Source organism: Aquimarina sp. 433, assembly GCF_054054605.1.
Genome location: NZ_JBSWZK010000012.1, coordinates 124,132 through 149,864, shown reverse-complemented (window position 1 = coordinate 149,864; position 25,733 = coordinate 124,132). Strand labels below are relative to the sequence as shown.

The 25,733-nt window shown below is 33.2% G+C and carries 22 protein-coding genes; 11 read left to right on the top strand and 11 right to left on the bottom strand.

Annotated elements, in window-relative coordinates:
* The first annotated feature begins 74 nt into the window (after positions 1 to 74).
* From ACWNT5_RS21225 to ACWNT5_RS21205, 5 genes are all read left to right on the top strand, one after another.
* Entirely contained in the window at positions 75 to 956 is an 882-nt protein-coding gene (locus ACWNT5_RS21225; RefSeq protein ID WP_299608820.1) for an ABC transporter ATP-binding protein, read from the top strand.
* Between the two features lie 2 nt (positions 957 to 958).
* Entirely contained in the window at positions 959 to 4,558 is a 3,600-nt protein-coding gene (locus ACWNT5_RS21220) for a M1 family aminopeptidase (RefSeq protein WP_456518509.1), read from the top strand.
* A gap of 197 nt (positions 4,559 to 4,755) precedes the next feature.
* A complete protein-coding gene (locus ACWNT5_RS21215) occupies positions 4,756 to 6,264 on the top strand; it encodes a carboxypeptidase-like regulatory domain-containing protein (RefSeq protein WP_456518508.1) in 1,509 nt (502 codons plus the stop codon).
* 171 nt (positions 6,265 to 6,435) lie between these two features.
* On the top strand, positions 6,436 to 7,944 hold the full coding sequence (locus ACWNT5_RS21210; protein ID WP_456518507.1) for a carboxypeptidase-like regulatory domain-containing protein: 1,509 nt from the start codon (positions 6,436 to 6,438) through the stop codon (positions 7,942 to 7,944).
* Between the two features lie 29 nt (positions 7,945 to 7,973).
* The gene (locus ACWNT5_RS21205; RefSeq protein ID WP_456518506.1) at positions 7,974 to 8,492 is read left to right on the top strand and encodes a GNAT family N-acetyltransferase; all 519 of its coding nucleotides are present in this window, start codon (positions 7,974 to 7,976) and stop codon (positions 8,490 to 8,492) included.
* Here ACWNT5_RS21205 and ACWNT5_RS21200 read toward each other — a convergent pair.
* From ACWNT5_RS21200 to hemA, 10 genes are all read right to left on the bottom strand, one after another.
* Entirely contained in the window at positions 8,485 to 8,880 is a 396-nt protein-coding gene (locus ACWNT5_RS21200) for a hypothetical protein (protein WP_299900649.1), read from the bottom strand. The genes ACWNT5_RS21205 and ACWNT5_RS21200 overlap by 8 nt on opposite strands.
* 103 nt (positions 8,881 to 8,983) lie before the next feature.
* Entirely contained in the window at positions 8,984 to 9,601 is a 618-nt protein-coding gene (locus ACWNT5_RS21195) for a hypothetical protein (protein ID WP_299608834.1), read from the bottom strand.
* Positions 9,602 to 9,762: 161 nt separating this feature from the next.
* Positions 9,763 to 10,665 (bottom strand): oxygen-dependent coproporphyrinogen oxidase, encoded by a 903-nt coding sequence (gene hemF, locus ACWNT5_RS21190; protein ID WP_456518505.1) that lies wholly within the window; start codon positions 10,663 to 10,665, stop codon positions 9,763 to 9,765.
* A gap of 92 nt (positions 10,666 to 10,757) precedes the next feature.
* Positions 10,758 to 11,549: an EI24 domain-containing protein gene (locus ACWNT5_RS21185; RefSeq protein WP_299608841.1), complete on the bottom strand. Its 792-nt coding sequence runs from the start codon at positions 11,547 to 11,549 to the stop codon at positions 10,758 to 10,760.
* Between the two features lie 59 nt (positions 11,550 to 11,608).
* A complete protein-coding gene (locus tag ACWNT5_RS21180) occupies positions 11,609 to 12,964 on the bottom strand; it encodes a TrkH family potassium uptake protein (protein WP_299609188.1) in 1,356 nt (451 codons plus the stop codon).
* A gap of 34 nt (positions 12,965 to 12,998) precedes the next feature.
* Positions 12,999 to 13,490: a DUF6973 domain-containing protein gene (locus ACWNT5_RS21175; RefSeq protein WP_299608844.1), complete on the bottom strand. Its 492-nt coding sequence runs from the start codon at positions 13,488 to 13,490 to the stop codon at positions 12,999 to 13,001.
* A gap of 2 nt (positions 13,491 to 13,492) precedes the next feature.
* On the bottom strand, positions 13,493 to 14,518 hold the full coding sequence (hemE, locus tag ACWNT5_RS21170; protein ID WP_299608846.1) for a uroporphyrinogen decarboxylase: 1,026 nt from the start codon (positions 14,516 to 14,518) through the stop codon (positions 13,493 to 13,495).
* A complete protein-coding gene (locus ACWNT5_RS21165) occupies positions 14,515 to 15,177 on the bottom strand; it encodes a uroporphyrinogen-III synthase (RefSeq protein WP_456518504.1) in 663 nt (220 codons plus the stop codon). Before ACWNT5_RS21165 ends, hemE begins: the two co-directional genes overlap by 4 nt.
* On the bottom strand, positions 15,178 to 16,092 hold the full coding sequence (hemC, locus tag ACWNT5_RS21160; protein WP_456518503.1) for a hydroxymethylbilane synthase: 915 nt from the start codon (positions 16,090 to 16,092) through the stop codon (positions 15,178 to 15,180).
* Positions 16,092 to 17,342, bottom strand: a complete 1,251-nt coding sequence (hemA, locus tag ACWNT5_RS21155; protein WP_456518502.1) for a glutamyl-tRNA reductase — start codon at positions 17,340 to 17,342, stop codon at positions 16,092 to 16,094. The genes hemC and hemA overlap by 1 nt, the downstream gene beginning before the upstream one ends.
* A gap of 199 nt (positions 17,343 to 17,541) precedes the next feature.
* On the opposite strand from hemA, the gene ACWNT5_RS21150 reads away from it, so the two are divergent.
* Positions 17,542 to 18,432, top strand: a complete 891-nt coding sequence (locus ACWNT5_RS21150) for a helix-turn-helix domain-containing protein (RefSeq protein ID WP_456518501.1) — start codon at positions 17,542 to 17,544, stop codon at positions 18,430 to 18,432.
* A 10-nt stretch (positions 18,433 to 18,442) separates the two neighbouring features.
* Here ACWNT5_RS21150 and ACWNT5_RS21145 read toward each other — a convergent pair whose 3' ends face one another.
* A complete protein-coding gene (locus tag ACWNT5_RS21145; RefSeq protein ID WP_343910768.1) occupies positions 18,443 to 18,616 on the bottom strand; it encodes a hypothetical protein in 174 nt (57 codons plus the stop codon).
* A 226-nt stretch (positions 18,617 to 18,842) separates the two neighbouring features.
* Here ACWNT5_RS21145 and hemH point away from each other — a divergent pair, with 226 nt between their 5' ends.
* The 5 genes from hemH to ACWNT5_RS21120 all read left to right on the top strand — a co-directional run bounded on the left by hemH (position 18,843) and on the right by ACWNT5_RS21120 (position 25,660).
* Entirely contained in the window at positions 18,843 to 19,877 is a 1,035-nt protein-coding gene (gene hemH, locus ACWNT5_RS21140) for a ferrochelatase (protein ID WP_456518500.1), read from the top strand.
* Positions 19,878 to 19,880: 3 nt separating this feature from the next.
* Positions 19,881 to 21,269: an MATE family efflux transporter gene (locus ACWNT5_RS21135; protein WP_456518499.1), complete on the top strand. Its 1,389-nt coding sequence runs from the start codon at positions 19,881 to 19,883 to the stop codon at positions 21,267 to 21,269.
* Positions 21,270 to 21,427: 158 nt separating this feature from the next.
* Positions 21,428 to 24,535 (top strand): VPS10 domain-containing protein, encoded by a 3,108-nt coding sequence (locus ACWNT5_RS21130; protein WP_456518498.1) that lies wholly within the window; start codon positions 21,428 to 21,430, stop codon positions 24,533 to 24,535.
* Between the two features lie 3 nt (positions 24,536 to 24,538).
* A complete protein-coding gene (locus ACWNT5_RS21125; protein ID WP_456518497.1) occupies positions 24,539 to 25,090 on the top strand; it encodes a CopD family protein in 552 nt (183 codons plus the stop codon).
* A complete protein-coding gene (locus ACWNT5_RS21120; RefSeq protein WP_456518496.1) occupies positions 25,091 to 25,660 on the top strand; it encodes an N-acetyltransferase family protein in 570 nt (189 codons plus the stop codon).
* Positions 25,661 to 25,733 lie beyond the last annotated feature (73 nt).

The following is a 25,733-nucleotide window of genomic DNA, read 5'->3' as shown; positions in this document are numbered from 1 at the left end:
CAAACAATAACTTATACAATAATACAGTACAGAAATTTGTACGAATTATTAAACTTAATAAACGATAATTACTTATGCTCACGATAAAAAATTTAAGCAAAACATATCCAAATGGAACCAAAGCTCTTAATGATGTAAATCTTACCTTAGAAAAAGGAATGTTTGGCTTATTAGGACCTAACGGTGCTGGTAAATCAACATTAATGAGAACCATTGCTACGTTGCAATTGGCAGATACTGGATCTATTAATTTCGATGGAATTGATGTATTTAAACAGCCAGAAGAATTAAGAAAGATATTAGGATATTTACCACAGGATTTTGGTGTATATCCAAAGGTTTCTGCAGAAATGATGCTTAATCATATAGCAAAAGTAAAAGGAATTACCAACAGTGCTGAACGAAAAGGATATGTTGCTGATCTATTAAACAAAGTAAATCTATATAAGTTTAGAGATCGTAATCTTGGCGATTTCTCTGGTGGAATGCGACAACGTTTTGGTATTGCACAGGCATTACTGGGAAATCCAAAACTTATCATCGTTGATGAACCTACTGCTGGCTTAGACCCTTTAGAACGTAATCGTTTTCATAATTTATTAAGTGAACTAGGAGAAAATGCGGTTGTAATTCTGTCCACTCATATTGTAGACGATGTTACCAATCTATGTAAGCATATGGCAGTGTTTAATGAAGGAACCATCCTTGCGCAAGGAAACCCTCAAGAATTGTCTGCTACACTTAACGGTAAAATATTTAAAAAACAAATTGAAAAATCTCAATTAGAGCATTACCAAAACAACTATACTGTACTCTCGAATTACCTAAGAGGTGGTCAGTTTTTTATCAATATCTATAGTGAAACAACTCCTGAAGAAGGTTTTGAGCAAATGGAAAATGGCTTAGAAGAATTTTACTTCTTTAGTATCAATAAAAATCAAAAGCAACCTGTATAATTATGAAAGAAATATTTTTATTCGAATTACAATATCGCTTTCGTAGACCAGCTACTTGGATTTATGCTGGTTTAGGTTTAGCTATGGCACTTTTAGTAGCGGTATTTCAGAAATCAATTACTGCTCAGTTTGTTAATAGTCCTAATAATATTATCGATGTTATTGCTCCTATTTCTGTTATTTCCATTTTCTTTTATGCGGCAATTATGGGAGTTCCTATTTTTAGAGATCAGGATCATAAAACTGCACAAACGTATTTTACCTTTCCGATTACTCAAAAATCGTACGTTTTAGGAAGGTTTTTTGGAAGTTTTGCCATAGTAACTTTCCTAAACTTATTTATTGTTATTGGAGCCATTATCGGCTTTACAACAGGAATGTATTTGGATCGACCAGATTATGGTAGCTACGACTCTTTTAACTTGGCGTCCTACATACTACCATTTATATTTATTTTAGAAATAAATGCATTTTTAATTGGATCTCTATTCTTCTGTTTAATGGCTTTTTTCAAAAAAATGCCAATCATTTATCTAGGAGGTATCTTTTTATTCTTGCTTTATAGTATCTCTGGAAATTTATTATCCAATTTAGATAATCAGTGGTTAACGGTTTATTTAGACCCTTTTGGTGGTAGAGTATTTTCTTATGTGAAAAAATATTGGTCTATCAATGAACTAAATACAAACCAATTACCAATCTATGGTAAGTTTCTACTTAATAGGATGATGTGGCTTGGTCTTGGATTATTATTTTTCCTGTTGACCTTATTCAAATTCGACTATAAAAAGTTCTTAATTTCTGGTAAGAAAGAAAAGAAAAGTAAAAATGATCAGGAAGCACCATCTTTTGTCGGTGGTATTTCTCAGATATTTGATAAAAAAACAGAACGAGGAAATCTTTTATCACTTAGTAAAATTGAGTTTTTATCGATCGTAAGAGACCCCGTTTTTATCATATTAATCATTATTGGTATTATCATATCCTTGATTACCATTTTTAATGCCAATGAAACCTACGGTACACCCAACTCTCCGTTAACGAGATTTATAGTGACCTTTATCTCTGGAGGAATCTCTCTTTTATCTGTAGTAATTTTAATTATCTATTCCGGTGAAGCTGTTCATAGAACTAGAAAAAACAAAACCTTTGTATTTTATGATGCGCTGCCAATAAACAATACCAGTTTATACTTTTCTAAAGTGCTATCTTTAGTGGGAGTAGCTGTAGTATTGGCGTTGGTAAATATTATCATTGGTATTTTATTCCAAACTTTTAATGGTTATTTTGGGTATGAATTAGGAATGGCTGCCTTGTACAATTTTGCATTAATCCTTCCGAATTTTATTGCTACCATTTTCTTGTGCTTTTTTGTGCATGTTTTGGTAAACAATAAGTTTTTAGGTCATTTTATCATTATTCTAATATATATCGGACTTCCTCTTTTAGTGGCATTAGCGTTTAAAAGTAGTAATCCTTTACTTATATTTTCGGGAACCACACCCTTCTTCTTAAGTGACCTTAATGGATTTGGTCATTATATGCATGGTGCTTTTACACTTAGCATGTACTGGATTTTAATGATGGGTATTCTATTAGTAGTAGGAACCTTATTCTGGAATCGAGGGTTTTTCTCTTCGGCAAAAGAGCGATTTATACTCGCTAAAAGAAGGCTTAACTTTAAACTGGTAGGTGCTTTCCTTTTAGTAATAATTTCATTCTCATCGGTGGCGGGTTACAGCTACTATAACCTGAAGGTACTGAATCGTATCGAAGATGGTGATTATTTTAATGAAATTGCTGCCAATGCGGAGAAAAAATATGGTCGATTGATCAATCAGGCACATCCACAAGTAACAGATCTAAAAGCTTATATAGATGTATATCCTAATGAAAGAGGATTAAAAGCAATCGGAGAGTTTAGCTTAATCAACAACTATAGCACTCCTATTGACACCCTGTTATTAAATGTACAATATCCTGCATTACATACACAACTTGAGGAAATCACCTATAATGGCGAAAACATCAAGCCTGTTATTTCTGATACTGTTAATAGAATGTATTTCTATAAATTACCTAATACACTGCAACCCAAAGGAACAGCAGAGTTATCTATTGCTATGTCTGCAGAAACCAAGGGATTCTCTAATAGTATGGAAACGCAGGTGCTAAACAATGGTACATTTTTAAACAATTCTATTTTTCCTAGTTTTCATTATGATCGAACTCTTTCGGATAATGGAGTTCGTAAAAAATATGACTTAGAAAAATTAGATTACTTATTTCCACCGAGAACTGATTCTACAGCGCTTAAGAAGAATTTATTTAACGAAGATGCGAATTATATCAATTTTGAAGCTATCGTAAGTACTTCTTCTGATCAGATTGCTATTGCGCCTGGTAAATTAGTAAAAGAATGGAAAGAAGGCGAAAGAGCTTACTTTCATTATAAACTAGAATCCCAAACAGATCTTTTCTTTAATGTAGTCTCTGCAAGATACGATGTAGAAAAATCTACGTGGACGGCTCCTAGCGGTAAAAAGGTGGATATAGAGATTTATCATTCTCCAAAACACAAAAAGAATCTACAACATTTTATAGATGGAACTAAAGTAGCTTTAGAATATTGTTCTAGAAACTTTTATGAATATCCGAATTCTGTTATTAGAGTTGTAGAGTTTCCAGCACATTCTACGTTTGCACAATCATTTGTAACTACGATTCCATATTCTGAAGATTTTGGATTTGTAGCAGATTTCGAAAAAGCAGAAGATTTTAACTATGCATTTCGTGTTACAGCTCATGAGGTTGCACATCAATGGTGGGGACATATTGTTACTCCTAGTAAAACTTCTGGAGCTAATATTATTTCAGAAACCTTAGCAGAATATTCTTCTTTAATGACCATGAAAAAGGAATATGGAGAAAACGGTATAAAAAACTTTCTTAAGTACTCTTTGGATACGTACTTACGAAGTCGTGCCTTTAGTTTTAAACCTGAAAGATCTTTAATCAATGTGGAAACGGGAGGTTATATCTGGTATCGAAAAGGATCTATGGTGATGTATGAGTTGCAAGATATCATTGGTGAAGAAAAAATCAATACCGCCTTAAAAGGGTTCTTAAATGAATATAAAAATTATGAAAAAGGAGTTTATCCTACCTCAAAAAATTTATATGATGCGATCTATAAAGTAGCACCAGATTCTCTTAAATATTCTGTAGAAGATGGTTTTAAAAAGATTGTGTTGTATGAAAACCGTGTTAAAAAAGCGCAGACAAAAAAACTAGATAACGGAAAATACGAAACTACCTTTACTGTGGATTCTAAAAAAATCTACTACGATGATGAAGGAAAAGAAGAACGTACCGATGATAAAACCAATTATATCGAAATTGGTCTGTTTGGAGAGGATATTATCGATGAACAAGACGTTCCTCTTAAAAACCCATACTATCTAGAAAGAAAGTGGTTACAACCTGGCGAAAATACCTTTACGATTACAACAGATCAAAAACCAGAAAAAGCAGGGATTGATCCATATAATAAATTAATAGATCGAAACTCTAATGATAATCTATTAGGAGTAGAAGAATAGATCTTATAAGATTTTAGTTAGTTAAATGCTGAAAATCACGATATGAAACTTCTGTTTCTATTGTGATTTTCTTTTTATATCGCATTCTGTAACAATTAATTCTACCATTCGTCTTCTTCATATAGTAATAAACCAAGCAACCCTTATAGACATTTCAGCGTCTATACATATAGATCAAAAAACGAAATCATCAAATCATGAATATCAAAAAACTTACAGTATTTTCTATTTCCTTATTATCAGGTTTTATGCTATCGGCACAAACCATAAGTTCTACCGTAGTTGATAAAAAGACTAATGAGCCCATTCCATACGCTACTATAGAATTAGCAAAAAATAGAGGTGTCATTACAAACGAAGAAGGAAAATTCAGCATCACGTTAGATGAAAAACTTGCTCAAATAGATTCTATCTATATCTCTTCTATGGGATATCAAAAAGTTGGAATTGCATTAAATGCAATTTCTGATAGCATTATATATATAGAACCTAAAGCTATTGAACTTAGCGGTGTTTTTATCTCTAATAAAAACCTAACTATCGATGAGATTATCGATAATGTAAAAGATAATCTAGCACAAAACTACAGCACTGATTTATCTCATAAAAAACTATTCTACCGACAATCCGATTTTAGTGATTTACATAAAATCAATGTGAAATTTAAAAAATCTACGATTAAAGAATTTAATAAGAAATTTATCGATAGCGTTATCTCTATCATTCCTAGAAAATCTGCGTATTATACGGAAGCATTATGTGACTTATATGGTGATTATGATAAACAAAAACTGAATATCATTAAAGGAGCAGAGTTATATGACAAGAGTAATGATGGTTCTATGGAAGCGCTCTCGGATAAACTCGAAGATATCCTGAAAAAAAATGTAAAGCCTAATTCCTACCTAAAGATTAAATCAGGTTGGATTCTAGGTACAAAAGTACAAATGGATTCTATTTTTGATGCTAACGAAGAAGCTGCAGAAGTTAAAGAAGAGATCGAAAAACCTAATAAAAATGAAGAAAATTACTTCTTAAACTACAGAAAATCTTCCTTAAAAAGTTTATTATCTAGCATGTTCTTTCAGGAAGACTCTCAGCTGAATTTTATTGATAAATCCGGAAGATATCGATTCGAGTTAATCGATTATACTACCATGGATGACAGCAGCGTATATATTATCAATTTTGAACCAAAACGAGGAGCTGATTTTAAAGGCACCATGTACGTAAACACCGAAGATTTTGCGATCATGAGAGTGGATTATGAAAATGTAAAAAACTTAAGAAATTTTGGGTTATTGGGAATCAGTTTTCACGATACTATGTATAAAGGAAAAACAATTTTTACAAAAGGTGAAGATGGTAAATATGGTGTGCGTTATATAGAAAAAACGAGAGGAAATGTATTCGGAATCGATCGACCACTAAAGATCATCGAAAAAAATAAGTTTGTAAAAGGAAGACGCAAACAAAACGAACTATCCTTAGGTTTAGATATTGGTGCTGGTGAGATTAGCAAATACGAAGTAGTTGTTTTCGACACCAAACCTATTACAGAAGCTGAATATCAAAACAGTAAAGAAAATAAAAGCATTAAACCGCAATATATGTCTAAATATGATCCAGAATTTTGGAAAGGTTATAATATCATAGAACCCAATACAGCGATCAAACAATTTACGGCTATCGAAGGAGAGTCCTAGAAGTAAATCAACTTTAGTTGCTTTCTATACTATCCAGACCTTTGAACCAATAAGATATTCGTCTTATTTTAAGAATAAATTACCATATTGGTATAGTTTTTAGTTGTAACTATGTAATAGATACAATAGAAGTTAGACTTTTATCCTGTAATTTTACGAATCTACTGATTTATGAAAAAGAATAAGATTACATTATTACTTATTGGTTTAGGGTTCATTTTTTTTACCGCAACTGGGCAAACGATACGCTCTAAAGTAGTCGATAAAAAAACCAATCAACCAATCCCTTATGCAACCATACAGATTGGAAAAAATGAAGGTGTGGTTACCAATGAAGAAGGAAGCTTCAATATTACGCTGGATGATATTCAATCTAAAAAAATAGACTCTATTTACATTTCTTCCATGGGATATGCAACTGTAGGTGTATCTGTGCAAAGCATCACTGATAGTATCATTTATATAGAACCAAAAGCTATAGAGCTTAAAAGTGTATTTATATCCAACAAAAACCTGGATATTGATGATATCATTGATAATGTAGACGATAATATGGAAGACAATTATCGCTCTGACTTATCTAAAAAACGACTCTTCTTTAGAGAAACCAATACCAACTTCATCAAAAAAATGGATCTTGAGTTCAAAAAATCTACGATTGAAGAAATTGATGAAAAATTGATAGATAGTATCTCCAAAGTGATTCCAAAGAACTCTGTTTTTTATGCGGAAGCATTATGTGATTTTTATGGAAATGAAGACAAACAAAAACTAAGAGTAATTAAAGGAGCCCGCTTGTATGACAAAAATAATAATGGTTCTATAGAGGGGATTTTCAAAAAGATGGAGAAAATTTTTAAAGACAATGTAAAACCCAATTCATATATCAAAATTAGATCTGGATTGTTTAGCCAAAAGGTTCAGGTAGATTCTATTTTAAAAAACAATCAAGACGCAAAGGATATTGCTGATGGCATTGACAATCCAAAGGAAAATTTGTTTTTCAAATCCAGAAAAATGAACCTTAAAAACCTTTTTAATCAGACTTTTTATCAATCTGATACCAAGCTAAATGTGATTAAAAATTCGGGGCGATACGAGTTCGAACGCGTGGATTATACCATCTTGGATGATGTTGGAGTATATGTTATTAAGTTTACTCCCAAAAGAAGAGGTGATTTTAAAGGTACTTTATATGTAAATACCGAAGATTTTGCAATAATCCGAATTGATTATCAAAACGTAAAACGATTAAGAAGCTTTAACCTACTTGGACTTAGTTTTCAGGAAAATGGATACAGTGGTACCACCATCTTTAAAAAAGGAAGTGATGGCAAGTATGATGTACAGTTTATCGAAAAAGTAACAGAAAACAAATTCGGAGTTGATAGGCCTTTAAGTATTATCGAAAAAAATAAGTATGTAAAAGGGAGAAACAAGCAAAATCAGGTATCGTTAGATCTAGATGTAATTAGCTACGCGAAAAACAAATATGAAGTTATTGTATTTGATGCTAAAACAATTACCGAAAGCGAATATAAAAGCAGTAAAGAAAATAAAAACGTACAATCTACCTATTTATCCAAATACAATCCTGATTTCTGGAAAGGATACAACATTATCGAACCTAATACAGCTATAAAGCAGTTTAAGGCTATCGATGATGAAATCGAAGAATAATACTCCAATTCATAAAATCTTATCCTAATATGAAGTCTGAAATACTTTTCAGAAAAGCTAAAAAAGAAGATGCATTACAACTTTCTATTCTTTTTAAGCAAGTATATATGAAAACCTATGCTGTAGAAGGAATCACCCACGAGTTTGCCAATTTTGTATCACAAAAATTCTCTGTGGAAGCAATTAAAAATACTATTGAAAAAGAGAACTCAATGATCGTTGCTACTTATAAAGATAATCCAGTGGGAGTAGCAGAAATTGTATATGATAGTACATGCCCAATAAGAAATATCGTTCCTCCAGAATTAGGGAAGTTATATGTTCTAGATTGGTTCTTCGGAAAAGGAATAGGCAACGGATTGATTGCGTCTGTTGAAACAGAACTGAAGAACAAAGGCCAGAATGAGTACTGGCTTTGGGTGTATATAAAAAATAATAGAGCTATTTCCTTTTACGAAAAACAACAGTTCGTTGTCATTGGTAATGCATTCTTTGATATGGAAATGCATAGCTATGAAAACAAAGTAATGCAGAAAGTTATTACTTAACTAGTTTTAGTGTTTTTAATAGTGCTTCGAAATATAAATCCTCCTGTTTAGGAAAAATGGTAGTGGTATAAGCAGTATTTTTAACTACGTAGAATGAAGATGCTTCGTCTACATCATTTTGGTGCAGATTTACAATATTCTGTATAAAATCATTTATTAGTAGTACCTCATCATAGGTAATCTCTCTCCTAAATGTGGGTGCATCACTTTTATAAACCAGATAGTCATTTCTAAAACTTATAGATTTTTTGGACTCACCAGATTGATGGAACTCAAATGTAAAATCCTGCGAAGCAAATATTTTATTGATATTATCAGGAGTTGGTTCTACTTCTTTAGCACAACTCATAAAACCAATACATATCATTAATAAAATAAATCTTTTCACATGTTTGAATTTTAGTAATTCTCTAATAATTAAAAAAGGTACTGATAAAAATCAATACCTTTTTTATAAGTTGTATTAAAACCCAATTAAATTCTTCTTCTTCTTATTTTGAAGCAAGTCGTTTAATAGAACTTTCAAAATCTACGTTTTCAAGGTTACTAATAAGTAATCCAATTCCTCCTGATCTGGAAGCAACAATATATTCTGCTTGATATTTCTTTTCCATTTTATATCCTTTCAGATACTTTAACTTCACGATTTTTGAAGTTGGGGTAAAGAAAAATCTTCCGTGTATTCTTTTGTAGCGTACGTCTTGACTCTGAGCCTCATCTTTTAGTTGTCTGCTTAAAGCTTCTACTACTGTAGCCGCTCTGTGCTCATCTAATTGATAATAATCGCAAGCGTAGATAAAAACGTAATTTTCTACATTTCTTTCATCAACGAATAATTGGAAATCAACATTTTTATCTTCGATCTTCTTTAATTCTTCTAAAGCAATCTTTTTAAACTTAGGACTATCTTGTAGTGAATCTAGTCTTACTTTAAATTCCTCAGGAGTTGTTTTCTCGTACCCTTTCGTAAGCATAATAGTATTCTTACGAAACGTTATGGTATTTTTTGAAAATTTAGCAAATTTGGGTTTCGAACTACCACCGCCGGAAAAATATTCACATCCCGTAATACAGATGACAGTTAATAACAATAGTAGAATTTTTTTCATACAAATTTGGGTATTAATCGGTTAATAATTATACATTAAGCCACATTAGTTGACGCAAGGTAATAAAAAAATCCTTATAATCAACACTTTATCCTAATTTTTAAGCACTTTAACGAGTGAATTTTTAATAATTACCGTTTTTCACCTCCTTTTTCGTAAGATTACACCCACTCAATAGGATTTTTTAACACTTCCAGTAAACGCGCCTCTTCGCTTCCTTTAGCAGGATGATGATCATATTTCCACTGTACCTGAGGTGGTAAGCTCATTAATATACTTTCTATTCTTCCATTTGTTTTTAATCCAAATAATGTTCCCTTATCATGCACCAAATTAAACTCTACGTATCTTCCTCTGCGAATCTCTTGCCAATCTTTTTGGTCAGTTGTGTAGGATATTTCCTTTCTTTTCTCTACAATAGGAACATAAGCCTCTAGAAAACTGTTTCCAACCTCAGTTACAAACTCATACCATTGAGACATATTTATATTATCCGTTTTTTTACAATAATCAAAAAACAAGCCTCCCACTCCTCTTCCTTCACCTCTGTGCGCATTGTAGAAGTATTCATCGCACTTCTTTTTATATAATGGGTAAAAATCTAAATCATGTTTATCGCATGCTGATTTACAAACCTGATGAAAATGTTTGGCATCTTCATCAAACAAATAATACGGAGTAAGATCTTGTCCCCCACCAAACCAACTATCTACTATGGTACCTTCTTCATCATACATTTCAAAATATCTCCAATTTGCATGAACTGTAGGTACCATTGGGCTATTTGGATGTAAAACCAGTGATAAACCACAAGCAAAAAAATCGACATCTCCTACATTAAAGTAACTTTGCATTGCTTTTGGCAGTTTACCATGAACTCCCGAAATATTTACTCCTCCTTTTGCAAAGACCGCTCCATTCTCAATCACTCGAGTTCTTCCACCACCACCTTCTTCTCTTTTCCAGATATCCTCTTTAAAAGTTGCCTCTCCATCTATTTTCTCAAGTGTTGTAGTAATAGTATCTTGTAAATCCTGGATATACTGATAAAATTTTTCTTTCATGTATTTTTATATTATTCTAAAAGCCAAATGAAACTCATCATTACTAATTCTGATGTATATCAAATCTGTTATAACTTGTTTCATTTATTTTTTTATGCTTCAATTTTTGAAACTTCTTCAAAAGATTCCTTAAGAATCAAACCTTTTTTATCTAATATTGTCACTGTTTCTGTAGAAGCAGCCACTACAGATATAGGTAATGTGATGATAAATCCTACTATTGGGATGAACAACATTAACATAAATACAATTCCATTTCCAATAGCAGTGCCTCTGTTTTTACGAACAAATTCAATACTATCTTTGTATTTAAAATGACGCTCCATTGTGTAATCCATATTGCCAAAACCAATATAATAAGCCTGAACTGCAAATATTAAAATCGTTGCTATTATTCCTACCACTGGAATTAAACTAAGAATAAGCAGTGGAATAATAAACAATAGTTCTCTAAATAAATTTCTAACATTAATACGTATACCTCGTATCAACTGTTCTCTAAACGAAGTATTACGGTGCGCATGATGTTTATGCTGATCTCCTAAAATATGTGCTTCCACCTTTTCAGAAACAGGACTCATAAAAGGTGCTGATAATGCCATTACAATATGTTTGTATAAGACCAGTCCTAAAGCTAATATCAACAAAATGCCAAAATATTTACTAATAACTGCAAAAGTTTCAGAACCCCAATCCCATACCCATGCTTTTGCAATAAATCCTCCTAGCGGATCAGACAAAAACCACGAAAGCGCAAAAAACAAGATTCCTGTTAGAAAACTGATCAAAATCGGGATCGCAAAATACTTCCATAAGCCTAATTTAGAAATCAATCCAAAACTGCCGAAATACGCTTTAATACCGTTTATTATATTTTTAATCATGATACTACAAATTGGTTAACTCCTTATAAGTAGTGTTTTAAACAAATTTGTTTCAAAATTTACACAGCAATATCTTCCTCTGGCACCTGATCTTCTCCATTTACAACACTTTTAGACCATATTGCTAATCCAAAAGTAAGAACTCCCAATCGACCTATAAACATTAAAATTATAATGATCAATTTCCCTATTTCACTTAGTTCTGAGGTAATCCCAGTACTTAATCCGACTGTTCCAAGCGCTGATGCAACTTCAAACAATATTTGTTCAAAACTAAAAGATTCTGTAAAAGATAAAATAAATGTTCCGAGAAATATTAAGGTTGTATAAAAAATAAAGGATGAAGTTGCTATGTACAATCTTTCAAAAGGAATTGTTCGTCCTAAAAAGGTGATCCTTTTTCTTCCTTTCAGTCTACTTTTCATTATTGAAAAAACCGCTGTTAATGTAGTTATTTTCATTCCTCCGGCTGTTCCTGAAGGAGAAGCTCCAATATACATCAATATCGTAGTAACCAACAACATTGGTAAGACAAAAGCCCCAAAATCAACTGTATTAAAACCAACTGTAGTCATAGCACTCATAACTTGAAAGAAAGATGCTAATACTCTCTCTTTTATTGGAAGTCCATATATCTCTGGCTCAAAAAAATAGAAAAACACAAAACCAAAACTTAATAAGATAATGAAACCTATCAATACTATTTTAGTAGTAAAACTAATTCTATGTGACTTTTTTTTTAGTCTAAGAGTAAAATCTGTGGCCACAATAAAACCCAAAGATCCCGAAATAGCTAAAAAAGCAATAATAGCATTCATAAAAGTATTATCAACATATTCCGTAAATCCAGTATTAAACAGACTAAACCCAGCTGTACAAAAAGCACTTACACTATGAAAAACTGCATTCCACAATGCTATTCCTGTAGACATTCCTTCTATTTTAAAAGCAATAAAAAACAGAATACTTCCCAAAATCTCCATAAAAAAAGTAAAGAAAATAACAGATTTTAAGAAGTCTTTTACCCTTATTGTTTGAGGTAAGGTAAACTCGGAAGTTAATAGTGTTTTATGCCAATGCGTTATCTTTCTGGTAGTTGAAAGAATCATAAATGTTGTAAAAGTTAAATAACCAATACCTCCTAATTGAAAAAGAATCAATATAATGAATTGACCAAAAAAATTATAACTATCAGCAATACCAACTGTAATTAAACCTGTTGTAGAAACTGCAGATGTAGCCATGAAAAGGTTATCAAGAACAGGTATAGATACTTTTTGAAATAACGGAAAACAAAGCAAACAAAAACCAACCAGAACATAAGTAAAAAAGCCGTATAGTAAATTTTGTTGTGGAGACCAGCTTTTCTTGAGACTCAAGTAGTTCTTGTAAAAAAGTTTAAGTTTATTCTTCATCATCTGTAGACTACTATACTTTCATAATAATACCTTAATCCTCCTCAATATAAACCAAATCGTTCGAATAGTTATGCAATTTAGATACCTCTAACACTTTTTTGGCATTTTTAATTTTTAATTCTAAAAAACTAATAATTTCTCCTTCTGTAGCATCCTTTAATTTTTTGAAATATATCCTGCCAAGCTCGTTGTTATGTAAATCCATAGCTTGCTCCAAAGGTTCATTTGGAGCTAACTTTTCATGCAAATCAGTTATTCTTTTTGCCCAATATTCAGATTTAGTAGCATCTCCCGAAACTTTCAACACTCTTTGGCATATAAGTACATTCCATAAGCAATGCCTAAACGCATTTGCTTTTCCATGAAAATGATGTTCACCTTCGTATAAAGAATCACAGATAGCTAAGGTTCTTTTTGTAGCAATAAATGTCGGAATAATATACAACGGTTTTTGTAAACCCAAGCCTATTACCTTAAACAATTGCCTAATATTAAGACGTTTGATTAGGCTTACTATTGTCATTATTACCCTTTGTACTCTTTTACTGCGTCTACAAATGCCTTCGCATTATCCACTGGAATATTTGGTAAAATTCCATGTCCTAGATTCACAACATATTTATCTTTACCAAACTCATCGATCATTTGTTTGACCATCTTCTTAATATCCGACGGCGGTGATAACAGTCTAGAAGGGTCAAAATTACCTTGTAATGTTATATTTCCTCCTGTAAGATATCTTGCATTTCTTGCAGAACAAGTCCAATCTACACCCAATGCTGATGCACCTGATTTTGCCATCTCACCCAAAGCAAACCAACAACCTTTTCCAAAAACGATTACTTCCGTTTCATCTTTTAAAGCGTCTACTATCTGCTGAATATATTTCCAGGAAAACTCCTGATAATCTACAGGTGAAAGCATACCTCCCCAACTATCAAAAACTTGCACTGCATTGACCCCAGTAGCCACTTTTTTCTTCAAATAAGCAATCGTAGTATCTGTAATTTTCTGCAGTAACTGATGAGCAGCTTCGGGTTGAGTAAAACAAAATCCTTTCGCCTTGTCAAAATTCTTAGAACCTTGTCCTTGCACTGCATAACATAGTATCGTCCAAGGAGAACCCGCAAAACCAATAAGGGGCACTCTATTATCTAATTTCTCTTTCGTAAGCGTAATAGCGTCCATTACATATCCTAACTCTTCATCGACATCTGGAACTACCACTTGATCAACATCCGCCTGAGTTCGAATGGGATTTGGTAACCAAGGACCAATTCCATCTTTCATCTGTACTTCGATATTCATAGCTTGTGGAATCACCAAGATATCACTAAATAGTATTGCTGCATCAGGACCAATAATATCAATAGGCTGTACAGTAATTTCAGAAGCCAATTCTGGTGTTCTACATCGTGTAAAGAAGTCATATTTTTTCTTCAAAGCCATAAACTCTGGTAAATATCTTCCTGCCTGACGCATCATCCAAACAGGTGGACGTTCCACAGTTTCTCCTTTTAAAGCTTTAAGAAATAAATCATTTTTTATCATATCCTTTTATCAAAGTATTTGACCGCCTGAACAATCACGTTCTCTACGGTTGGTTTATTGGCAATAATAATATTATCTGTATGCGCTTTTGCCTCAGAGGCGGTTGTACTTCCGATACAAAAAACCATACTCTCTTTAATCTCATTCGTAGAAGTATAACTTTCTACTCCCGAAGGGCTAAAGAAAAGTATTCCATCAAAAACTCTATCAATTTTTGTAGACTTCTTTAGCGTTTTATAGACTACTATTTCTTCTAAACTTATTTTATTCTGAGAAAGAATAGATGGTAGTTCATCCCTTCTAAGGTTTCCGCAAAAAAAGTGAAATTTCTCTTGCTGATAATTCCTAACAATAATTTCGGCAAGATCTTTCGCATTCTGGGCTGCTTCAATCACCTCGATACCTCCTTGCTGCAATAGCTTTTTCGTATTATCTCCAACACAAAAGCATCGTTGGATCGTAACTCCAGAATTTAGCATTACTTTTACCGCGTTCTTGCTGGTAAATATTGCATTTTGTATGAGTTGATCAATGGTTACATTCAAAAATTCAATCTCGATCGCATCATATTCCACAAATCCGATTCCCGAGTTTAACAACAATTCTTTTTGCGAATAGGATAATTTTTTTGTGGATAATATGGTAGGCTCTACTTTCAATTATTGTAACACTGCTTTAATTTTTTGCATTAACTCCTTACCTCCATTATCTAATACCCTTTCGGCACAACGGATTCCAAATTCATTTACATACTCTAATTTAATAGTCTCTGCAACTTCAATCTTCTCCTTACCATCTAAGCTAAATAATGCTCCAGTAAAATGAAGTTCATCTTCTTCTATAGTTGCCAAAGCTCCAATTGGTGCTGTACAACCGCCTTCTAATTTTCTTAGGAACTCTCTTTCTACATGAACACATATTTTAGAATGCTCATGATCCAATTTTTCAAGCGCTTCTAGACAATAAGTATCATCTTCTTTGGCTACTACCAACATAGCTCCTTGGGCAGGAGCGGGAATCATCCAATCTAGATCGATATATTCCTTAGGTTTTAAGTCAATTCTTTCTAATCCCGCTGCCGCAAAAATAGCTCCATTCCAGTCATTATCTTGTAGCTTTTGCATTCTGGTATTTACATTTCCTCTAAGATCTACAACAGAATGTTTAGGATATTTATGTAACCATTGTGCTTTTCTACGCAAACTTCCTGTAGCAATTGTTCCATTGGTATTTAAAAAATCAACACCTTTATGTACTAAAATATCATTTGAATTTGCACGTTCCAAAATCGCAGCCTCTACAATACCTTTGGGTAAGGCCGTGGGAACATCTTTCATAGAATGTACGGCAATATCAATATCGTTATTAATCATAGCGACATCCAATGTTTTGGTAAAAATGCCAGTGATCCCTAATTCATATAAAGGTTTATCCAAAATAATATCTCCAGTAGACTTCACAGGAATCAAGATCGTCTCGTGTCCAAGCTTTTCTAATTTATTCTGAACTGTTTTTGCTTGCCAAAGTGCTAATTCACTGTCTCTTGTTCCAATGCGGATTTTCTTATGTGTCACTATTTATTTTGTATTTGGAATACTTTCTGAATCAATTCAATACTTTCCTCAGAAGCAGTGTTTTCATCTTTGAGATGACTAGCAAAATGATTCGTTATTTTTTGTATAATGCGATCACTAATAATCGTAGCTTGCTCTTCGTTAAAATCTGCCATTTTTTTACGCTGTAAATTGATTTCAGCATCCTTAAATGAGGCTAGTTTATTTCTTAAGGCTTTAATGGTAGGAGCAAATTTTCTAGTTTCTAACCAACTATCAAATTCAGACTTTACTTCTTCTATAATAACCTCTGCTTTCGGTATATGAACTCTTCTTCGCTGTAAGGTATCATCTGTGATTTTCGATAAATCATCCATATGCACTAAAGTAACATTTGGGAATTCTGACACATTAGAATGAACATTTTTTGGAACTGATAAGTCTAAAATCAATAAAGACTTATTGGTATTAATAATTTCCTTCGTAATCGTTGGTTGCTGAGCTCCAGTAGCCACAATTAGAACATCCGCTTTGTTCACCTCATCTTTGAGTGTTTCATAATCTTTTACAATAAGATTAAATTTTCCTGCTACTCTTTCGGCTTTGTCCCTTGTTCTATTTATCAATACAATGTGATCATTTTTAGTATGTTTTACTAAATTTTCACAAGTGTTTCTTCCTATTTTTCCTGTTCCAAAAAGTAATATGTTTTTGTCAGAGACATAAGGAACTCTAGCTAAAATATATTGTACTGCTGCAAAACTCACAGAAGTAGCGCCACTGGATATTTCAGTTTCATTTTTAATCCTTTTACTTGCCTGAATTACCGCATTGGTTAAACGCTCCAAAAAAGGATTAATCATCTGTATCTTTTTAGATGTTCGAAATCCGGATTTTAATTGTCCGATAATTTCAAAATCACCTAAAATCTGGCTATCCAAACCTGTTCCTACTCTAAAAAGATGATGTACAGCTTTGCTATTTTTATGAACATAAGCAACCTGTTCAAACTCTTCTACAGTTCCAACAGTATGTTTACATAAAAGCTTTATTAACTGAAAAGGATGTTGCGCAAAACCATACAGCTCTGTACGATTACAAGTAGACATTACCAAAAGACCTTCGATACCGTCTTCCTTTGCTTCCTGAAGAACTAGACTCTTTGCCTCATCATTAAGACTAAAATGACCGCGCACCTCAGCATCAGCCTTTTTATAGCTGAGACCAATTGCATAAAAATGTGATCCTTTTGTACGTAGGTGAGGTTCCATTGGGCCGTCTCAATTTTTCCGTAGCAAAAATATCCTACATCTAGTTTAAAAAATAACGCTTAAAGGTTTTAAAGTATCGAAATGCGTTGTTTATCTCTTTAAATAGTCAAAATCACTTAAAAACACTTATTTTTGTATGGCTACCATAGATTTCAAAAATATCAATTTAGATTTATTCTAAATAAATACCACATAGAAGATGGAAATACAGTTAAAAAATAACGCTCCAGGCATAATGGAAGAAACCATGATCGAGGACGGTTTCTTTATACTTAAGTTCCAAAACGAAACGAATGATAGTCAAAGGATTATACGAGACATTAATAGCAGCTACATTCAATTTCACTTCTGTGTAAAAGGTAACACCAAGTTTAACTTTAATAACGGGAGCTATTCGATACCCTTACCAGATAAAAAATCTCTTTTATTATATAATCCTCAGAGAGACTTACCTATGAACTTGGAAATGGAAAAAGAATCATCTCTCATTTCACTATTAATTTCCATCAAAAAATTTCATTCTCTTTTCTCTAAAGAAGCAGATTATATTCCATTTTTAGGAGAAGGTAATCGTGATAAAAAATACTACACGGATGCCGATATTTCTCCTTCTATGACCGTTATTTTAAATCAAATTCTAAATTACAATCTACACCGTTCTATTAAACTCCTATATTTTAAAGGAAAATCGTATGAATTACTGAGCCTTTATTTCAACAAACCTGAAGATGCAGATATTGATCAGTGTCCTTTTCTAGTGGATGAAGAAAATGTGCTCAAAATAAAACAGGCTAAAGAAATAATTATTTCCAGAATGGCTGAGCCGCCAACTCTCCAAGAATTATCCAAAGAAATTGGGCTACCATTGGGTAAGCTCAAAGATGGTTTTAAGCAAATCTATGGTGAACCAGTATATACCTTTCTTTTCGATTATAAAATGGAGGTAGCTCGCCAGTTATTAGCAACTGGAAGTCATAATGTAAATGAAGTTGGCCTAAAGGTAGGATATAGCACAGCAAGCCATTTTATAGCTGCTTTTAAAAAGAAATTTGGCACCACTCCCAAAAAGTACGTGATGAATCTAAGCTAAATATAGAATTTTAAGATTCTTTCATTGGAATTCCTTCCCCTTTCTGTAGAGAAACAATAGAGTCATACATTCCTCTATCATCAACATCTGGATCTGCTAAGACAGAAACAAATTCAAAATGTTCTAACAATTCTATAATAAAAGGTAACTTTTCATTTTCTACGTCTACAATAATACGTTTCATTTCAATGCTTTTTTGATCTTATAAAAATAAGAAAATATTATCTGAGAACTTTTAGTTTAAAACATTTTAACTTGTCTCTCCATTGTTTTAAGAACTAATCCAAAACGAATTCCAAGAATTATTAAGAAAATTGTTATTATCAATTATTAGATCATTAAGTCTTATTATAATTTTATGATCTATCCATTGAATAGTTTGTATTTTTACGTTTCGAAAAAGATAAACTATGAGCAAAGGTGTACTTCTTGTTAATTTAGGATCTCCTGACAGTACAGATCCCAAGGATGTAAAGAAATATCTTGGAGAATTTTTGATGGATCCTAGAGTTATTGACGTTCATTTATGGGCTAGAACATTATTGGTAAAAGGTATTATTCTAAATACACGTCCTAAAAAATCCGCAGCTGCTTACAAAAAAATATGGTGGGAAGAGGGTTCTCCTCTAATAGTCCTTTCTGAAAGATTACAGAAAAAAGTAGCAGAAAGAACCAATGTCCCCGTTGGATTGGCAATGCGATATGGTTCCATGAGCATCCATAAAGGATTACAAGAATTGCATGATAAAGGTGTCGATGAAGTATTAATTGTACCACTATATCCTCAATTTGCAATGGCGACTACAGAAACAATTTTGGTACTTGCCGAAGAATTAAGAAAAGAACATTTCCCTCATATGAAAATATCTGATATTCCTGCTTTTTATGACAAAAAGGAATATATAGATGTACTATCAAACAGTATTTCAGAACATTTAGAAGGTGTTGAATATGACCACCTTTTATTTAGTTATCATGGTGTTCCAGAAAGACATATCCGAAAAAGCGATATTAGCAACGGAAATTGTAAAATGGATGGCAAATGTTGTTTTAAGAAGGGGTCTGTACAACATGAATTCTGTTATCGTCATCAATGTGAAATGACTACGGTTCAGGTTGCTAAAAAATTAGGATTAAAAAATGGCACCTACTCTACTACATTTCAATCCAGATTAGGTTTTGATCCCTGGTTACAACCGTATACAGATAGAACCATAGAAAGAATGGGGAAAGAAGGTCTTAAAAAAATGGCTATTGTTACTCCTGCTTTCGTATCGGATTGTCTGGAAACATTAGAAGAAATCGCCATGGAAGGAGAAGAAATTTTCCATGAAGTTGGCGGAAAAGAATTTACCACAATTCCTTGTTTAAATGATCGAGACGATTGGGCAGATGTACTTGGAAACTGGGTGAACGAATGGATTGGAGAAAAAATTCCTGTATAAAGAATGGCGAGAATAAGCTCTGAAGCTTTAGGAACTAAACCCATCGGAAAACTTCTTATTCAGCAGGCAGTACCAGCCTCTATTGGAATACTGGTAATGTCTTTAAATATGATTGTAGACACTGCTTTTTTAGGTAACTGGATTGGTGGTCTTGCAATTTCTGCTGTTCAAGTGGTTATTCCTTTTACCTTTTTTATTGGTGCTATTGGATTAGCTATTGGAATTGGGGGGAGTTCAGTCTTATCAAGAGCATTAGGGTCTGGAGACAGAGATAAAGCGCTACGTGTCTTTGGAAATCAAACCACCTTAACTTTTTTAATATCTGGTTCATTAGCTTTAATTGGTTTAATTTTTCAAGATTTTTTTATAGGTTTTTTGGGCGCAGAAGAATCTTTTAAAGATTATGCACTTATTTATTACAGAATAGTACTCTATGGCATTGTAATGCTTTCTATGTCGATGATGGGTAATAATGTGATCCGAGCAGAAGGAAAACCTACATTTGCAATGGTTGCAATGATATTACCCGCTATTGGTAATATTTTTCTAGACTACATTCTCATTAATATTATGGGATACGGAATGGAAGGTGCAGCTTGGGCTACTTTTATAAGCTATGCGATTTGCTTTGGTTTCATTTTGTGGTTTTTTATCGTAAAAAGTGAATTGCCTCTTAATGCAGAATGTATTAAGCTAAAAAAATCTATTGTAAACGAAATTAGTGGACTTAGTTTTGTTACCCTCGCCAGACAAGGTACTATTGCGGTATTAGGGATTTTACTTAATAACGTTTTAGGAAATTATGGAGATGAATTAGACATTGCTTCTTACGGTATCATAAGAACAGTATTGATGTTTGCACTTTTTCCAGTTATCGGGGTAAATCAGGGTTTTATGCCTATTGCTGGATACAATTATGGTGCAGAAAAGTTTCAGAGAGTTCGAGAATCTATTAATACATCTATTACGTATGGAGGAATATTAGCTATCGTAATATTTCTAATAATAATGGTGTTTCCACACCAATTCATTTCTATTTTCGTAAGTACTAAAACTTCTTTGGATCCTGAAACACTTGCTAATAACAAGGAAATTCTTCAGCGAACGCCGTCAGCCCTAAGAATTGTGTTTTTAGCTACTCCTGTAATCATCGTACAATTAATCGGTTCCGCTTATTTCCAATCTATTGGAAAAGTAGTTCCTGCTTTATTGTTGAGCTTAACAAAACAAGGTTTTTTTCTAATCCCACTTATCTTAATGCTACCTCCTTTTCTTGGTGTTCTAGGTGTATGGATTGCTTTTCCAATCGCAGATGTATTATCCACTATACTCACCGGTTATTATCTAAACAGAGAAGTTAGAAAAACACTAGTTCTCCCAAAAGGCGTATAGTCTATTATTCTTGTAACACGATTTCATCTTAACCAGTAGACTAAGGTTAAAGTTACGTGAAAATCTTTTTCAATACGCTTTTATTCCTGATTTTAGTAGACCATCAAATCTACACTGTGGTTAATCAACACCTAGGCGTAAACTATAAACTCAACTGAATGTACTCAAGAATCATCAAACTCACTCTTATTACATTTTTTGTAATAGGCAATTTTTCATTGGTAAATGCACAAACGTATAAAGAAGAACTTTATAACGCCTTAGAATATCGATTAGTAGGACCTTTTCGAGGAGGTAGAAGTGCTGCAGTAACAGGAGTTCCTGGAAAACCTAATTTATTTTATTTTGGCGCCACTGGAGGTGGTGTTTGGAAAACTACCGATGGTGGAAGAACCTGGGAAAATATATCTGATGGCTTTTTTGGAGGTTCTGTTGGTTCTATTTCAGTATCTAAAAGTGACCCAAATGTAATCTACGTCGGTGGTGGCGAAAAAACACTTAGAGGAAATGTGTCTTCAGGATATGGTGTATGGAAAAGTGTTGATGCTGGTAAAACATGGACTCAATCAGGTTTGCCAAAAAGTAGACATATTCCTAGAATTGCTATTCATCCAACCAATCCAGATATCGTATACGCGGGTGTTTTAGGAAACATCTACAAACCAACACAAAATCGAGGTGTTTACAAAAGTATAGATGGTGGTAAAACATGGAACAAAGTACTTTTTTCGAATCAAAATGCTGGTGCGGTTGATTTAACTTTAGACCCTAACAACCCTAGAATCTTATATGCTTCTACTTGGAACGCCAGAAGAACACCTTACAGTTTAAGTTCTGGTGGAGATGGATCTGCCTTATGGAAAAGTACAGATAGCGGTAAAACATGGAAGGAAATTTCGAAAAATAAAGGTTTTGCTAAAGACACTCTTGGTATTATTGGTGTTACTGTTTCTCCAGTGAACAGCGAAAGAGTTTGGGCCATTGTAGAAAATAAAGAAAAGGGTGGAGTGTATAGAAGTGATGACGGTGGTGAAACCTGGTACCTTTTAAATAGCGATCGTAGTCTTCGTCAGCGTGCTTGGTATTACACTAGGATTTATGCAGATCCTAAAGATAAAGATGTAGTATATGTGGTAAATGTTTCTTATCATAAAAGTAAAGATGGCGGTAAAAACTTCAGTAGTTTTAGAGCACCTCATGGAGATCATCATGATCTTTGGATAGCCCCAGAAAACCCTAAACGAATGGTCATAGGTGATGATGGTGGTGCCCAGATTACTTATGATGGTGGAGAAACCTGGAGTACTTATCATAATCAACCAACTTCACAATTCTATAGAGTAACTACAGATAATAGTTTCCCATATCGAATATACGCTGCACAACAAGACAATTCCACTATACGAATTAATCACAGAAGTACAGGATGGTCCATTTCAGAAGATGATTGGGAGTCCACTGCTGGTGGAGAATCCGCGCATATTGCTGTAGATCCAAAGAATAATGATATCGTTTATGGCGGTAGCTATGATGGATTCCTTACCAGAGTAAATCACAAAACCGAAACTGTACGATCCATCAGTGTATGGCCGGATAACCCTATGGGACATGGAGCAGAAGATATGAAATATCGTTTTCAATGGAATTTCCCTATTATGTTCTCAAAACACAATCCAAATAGATTGTATACCTTCTCTAATCAGGTTCATGTCACTGAAAACGAAGGGCAAAGCTGGGAAGTTATCAGTCCAGACCTTACAAGAAATGACCCTAGTAAACTAAAGTCTTCTGGAGGTCCTATTACACAAGATAATACTTCGGTGGAATACTACTGTACTATTTTTGCTGCCGCAGAAAGTCCTTTAAAAGAAGGGTTGCTATGGACAGGTAGTGATGACGGATTAGTTCATGTAAGTAAAGATGGAGGAAAGAATTGGAGTAACGTAACTCCGAAAGGAATGCCAGAATGGATGATGATCAATAGTATTGAACCTAGTGCTTTTGATGAAGGCACTTGCTACATTGCAGGTACACGATATAAATCTGGTGACTTTACTCCTTATTTATATAAGACAACAAATTATGGACAATCATGGACAAAAATCACAACAGGAATTCCTAGTGAACATTTTACCAGAGTTCTAAGAGCAGATCCGAAAAGAAAAGGATTATTATATGCAGGTACAGAGACTGGAATGTACATTTCATTCAATGACGGCGCTAACTGGAAATCTTTTCAACTAAACCTTCCTATTGTTCCTATAACTGATTTAGCTATAAAAGAAAACAACTTAGTAGTAGCTACCCAAGGAAGAAGCCTTTGGATTATTGATGATTTAACAGTTCTTCATCAATTAAATAACACTATAGCAACGGAAAACTACACTCTTTTTAAACCAAAAGACACCTATAGAATGCGTGGTGGTAGTTTCAAAGATTCTAAAACCGAAGGAACCAATCATCCTAGTGGAGTTATCACTTATTTCAACCTTAAAAAGTTTGATAAGAAGAAAGACACGGTTTCATTAACTTATTTTAATACCAAAGGAGATACTATCGCTTCGTTTAGTACTAGTGCCAAAGAGAAAAAGCACCAGTTAAAAGATTTAGAAAAAGGAGCTAATCAATTTAACTGGAATATGCGCGGTAAAGGAGCAGAAAAGTTGAAAGGGATGATCTTATGGTGGGCAAGTCTAGACGGTCCAAAAGCTGTCCCCGGAACCTATAAGGTAAGCCTAAATGTTAATGGAAAAGAGACTTCGCAACCCTTTACCATTTTAGCAGATCCTAGAGCAGAAGCTACACCACAGCAAATGCAACAACAGTTTGATTTTATTACAGATGTAAATAAAACCGTGGATAAAGCACATCAATCTATTAAAAAGATTAGAAAGATCAACACTCAGCTTAAATCATTCTCCAAACAATATAAAGATGATGAGAAAACAAAAGATTTGGTAACTAAAGCTAAAGATCTACAAAAACAATTTGGAGAAATTGAAAAAGCACTATACCAAACTAAAAATAGAAGTGGTCAAGATCCATTAAATTTCCCAATAAAATTAACTAACAAACTTGGTCATCTAAACTCTCTGGTAGGAATGGGAGATTTTGGACCGACCGCACAAGATATTGCTGTAAAAAATGAATTAACTAAACAGATAGAAACTCAATTGACACTATTTGACAAATTAATTTCTGAAGAAATAAAAAGCTTTAATACAGAATTCAATACCTTGCAGCTTAATTATCTATTTGTAGAGTAATACATGCAAGAATACTATGACTACATAAAAGCCCTGCACTTAATCTTTGTGATTACCTGGTTCGCAGGGCTCTTTTATATTCCACGAATCTTTATTTATCAAATCGAGGCGTCCGAAAAACCTTCTCCAGATAAAGAAATATTAGGCAACCAACTAAAACTAATGGCCAAGCGCCTTTGGTTCATTATTACATGGCCTTCGGCTATTTTGGCAACCGTCTTTGCTATCTGGCTATTACTATTACGCCCCGGAATTTTACATAATCCTTGGATGCACGTAAAACTAGGGTTCGTTGTTTTACTTTGGTTATACCACCTAAAAAGTCATCAGATTTTTAAACAACTACAAAATGGAATCGTAAAATGGTCCTCTAACCAGATGAGATTATGGAATGAAGGTGCGACTATTATTCTTTTTGCAGTAATATTTTTGGTTATTGTAAGAGATGCCGTTAATTGGATTTATGGGGTTATCGGAATATTATTATTAGCTGTTCTTTTAATGTTAGGGATCAAATTTTACAAAAGAGTTAGAGATAAAAATCCGAATGCTTAATTGAATTTCGTTTCAAAAACATATACCACTAAAAGCAATCATCAAATTACCATTAGGCAAGCCACACCTGATGATGCTCAAGAACTATTACATCTCAAACTACAATATTTAAAAAACACAGAGACCCTGCCGTTATTCGAAAACGAATATCCTAATGACACCGATCAGGAGAAAGAAATGATCAAAAAGTATCTATCAGAAAAGAATAGCATTATTCTTGTAGCAATGATAAATAATAATATGGTAGGCAATATTGATCTTACTGGTAGTTGGAGAAAAAAAATGGAACATACTGCTATGATTGGTATGGGAATTCATACTAAATGGCAAAATCAAGGAATTGGGACATTACTCTTGCAGAATGTTTTGGATTGGGCTATCAAAAATCCAGTCCTACGTTTGATTTGGTTAGAAGTATACGCTTCTAATATTTCTGGAATAGTTTTATATACTAAAATAGGATTTACAGAAGTTGGACGAATGCCTAATTTTTTCCTAGAAAAGGGAAAATATATTGACAAAATCATCATGAACAAGGAAGTTTCCGAAGATTCTTTACATAAAATATAAGATTTTATAGTGTTTACACTTATCTATTTATATTCCTAATTCTTCATTCACAATTAGTTCGTATCTTCGTGTA

Coding starts and splice junctions, on each gene's coding strand:
- ACWNT5_RS21225 (WP_299608820.1), top strand. CDS start 75: ATGCTCACGATAAAAAATTTAAGCAAAACATATCCAAATGGAACCAAA.
- ACWNT5_RS21220 (WP_456518509.1), top strand. CDS start 959: ATGAAAGAAATATTTTTATTCGAATTACAATATCGCTTTCGTAGACCA.
- ACWNT5_RS21215 (WP_456518508.1), top strand. CDS start 4,756: ATGAATATCAAAAAACTTACAGTATTTTCTATTTCCTTATTATCAGGT.
- ACWNT5_RS21210 (WP_456518507.1), top strand. CDS start 6,436: ATGAAAAAGAATAAGATTACATTATTACTTATTGGTTTAGGGTTCATT.
- ACWNT5_RS21205 (WP_456518506.1), top strand. CDS start 7,974: ATGAAGTCTGAAATACTTTTCAGAAAAGCTAAAAAAGAAGATGCATTA.
- ACWNT5_RS21195 (WP_299608834.1), bottom strand. CDS start 9,601: ATGAAAAAAATTCTACTATTGTTATTAACTGTCATCTGTATTACGGGA.
- hemF (WP_456518505.1), bottom strand. CDS start 10,665: ATGAAAGAAAAATTTTATCAGTATATCCAGGATTTACAAGATACTATT.
- ACWNT5_RS21185 (WP_299608841.1), bottom strand. CDS start 11,549: ATGATTAAAAATATAATAAACGGTATTAAAGCGTATTTCGGCAGTTTT.
- ACWNT5_RS21180 (WP_299609188.1), bottom strand. CDS start 12,964: ATGAAGAATAAACTTAAACTTTTTTACAAGAACTACTTGAGTCTCAAG.
- ACWNT5_RS21175 (WP_299608844.1), bottom strand. CDS start 13,490: ATGACAATAGTAAGCCTAATCAAACGTCTTAATATTAGGCAATTGTTT.
- hemE (WP_299608846.1), bottom strand. CDS start 14,518: ATGATAAAAAATGATTTATTTCTTAAAGCTTTAAAAGGAGAAACTGTG.
- hemA (WP_456518502.1), bottom strand. CDS start 17,342: ATGGAACCTCACCTACGTACAAAAGGATCACATTTTTATGCAATTGGT.
- ACWNT5_RS21150 (WP_456518501.1), top strand. CDS start 17,542: ATGGAAATACAGTTAAAAAATAACGCTCCAGGCATAATGGAAGAAACC.
- ACWNT5_RS21145 (WP_343910768.1), bottom strand. CDS start 18,616: ATGAAACGTATTATTGTAGACGTAGAAAATGAAAAGTTACCTTTTATT.
- hemH (WP_456518500.1), top strand. CDS start 18,843: ATGAGCAAAGGTGTACTTCTTGTTAATTTAGGATCTCCTGACAGTACA.
- ACWNT5_RS21135 (WP_456518499.1), top strand. CDS start 19,881: ATGGCGAGAATAAGCTCTGAAGCTTTAGGAACTAAACCCATCGGAAAA.
- ACWNT5_RS21130 (WP_456518498.1), top strand. CDS start 21,428: ATGTACTCAAGAATCATCAAACTCACTCTTATTACATTTTTTGTAATA.
- ACWNT5_RS21125 (WP_456518497.1), top strand. CDS start 24,539: ATGCAAGAATACTATGACTACATAAAAGCCCTGCACTTAATCTTTGTG.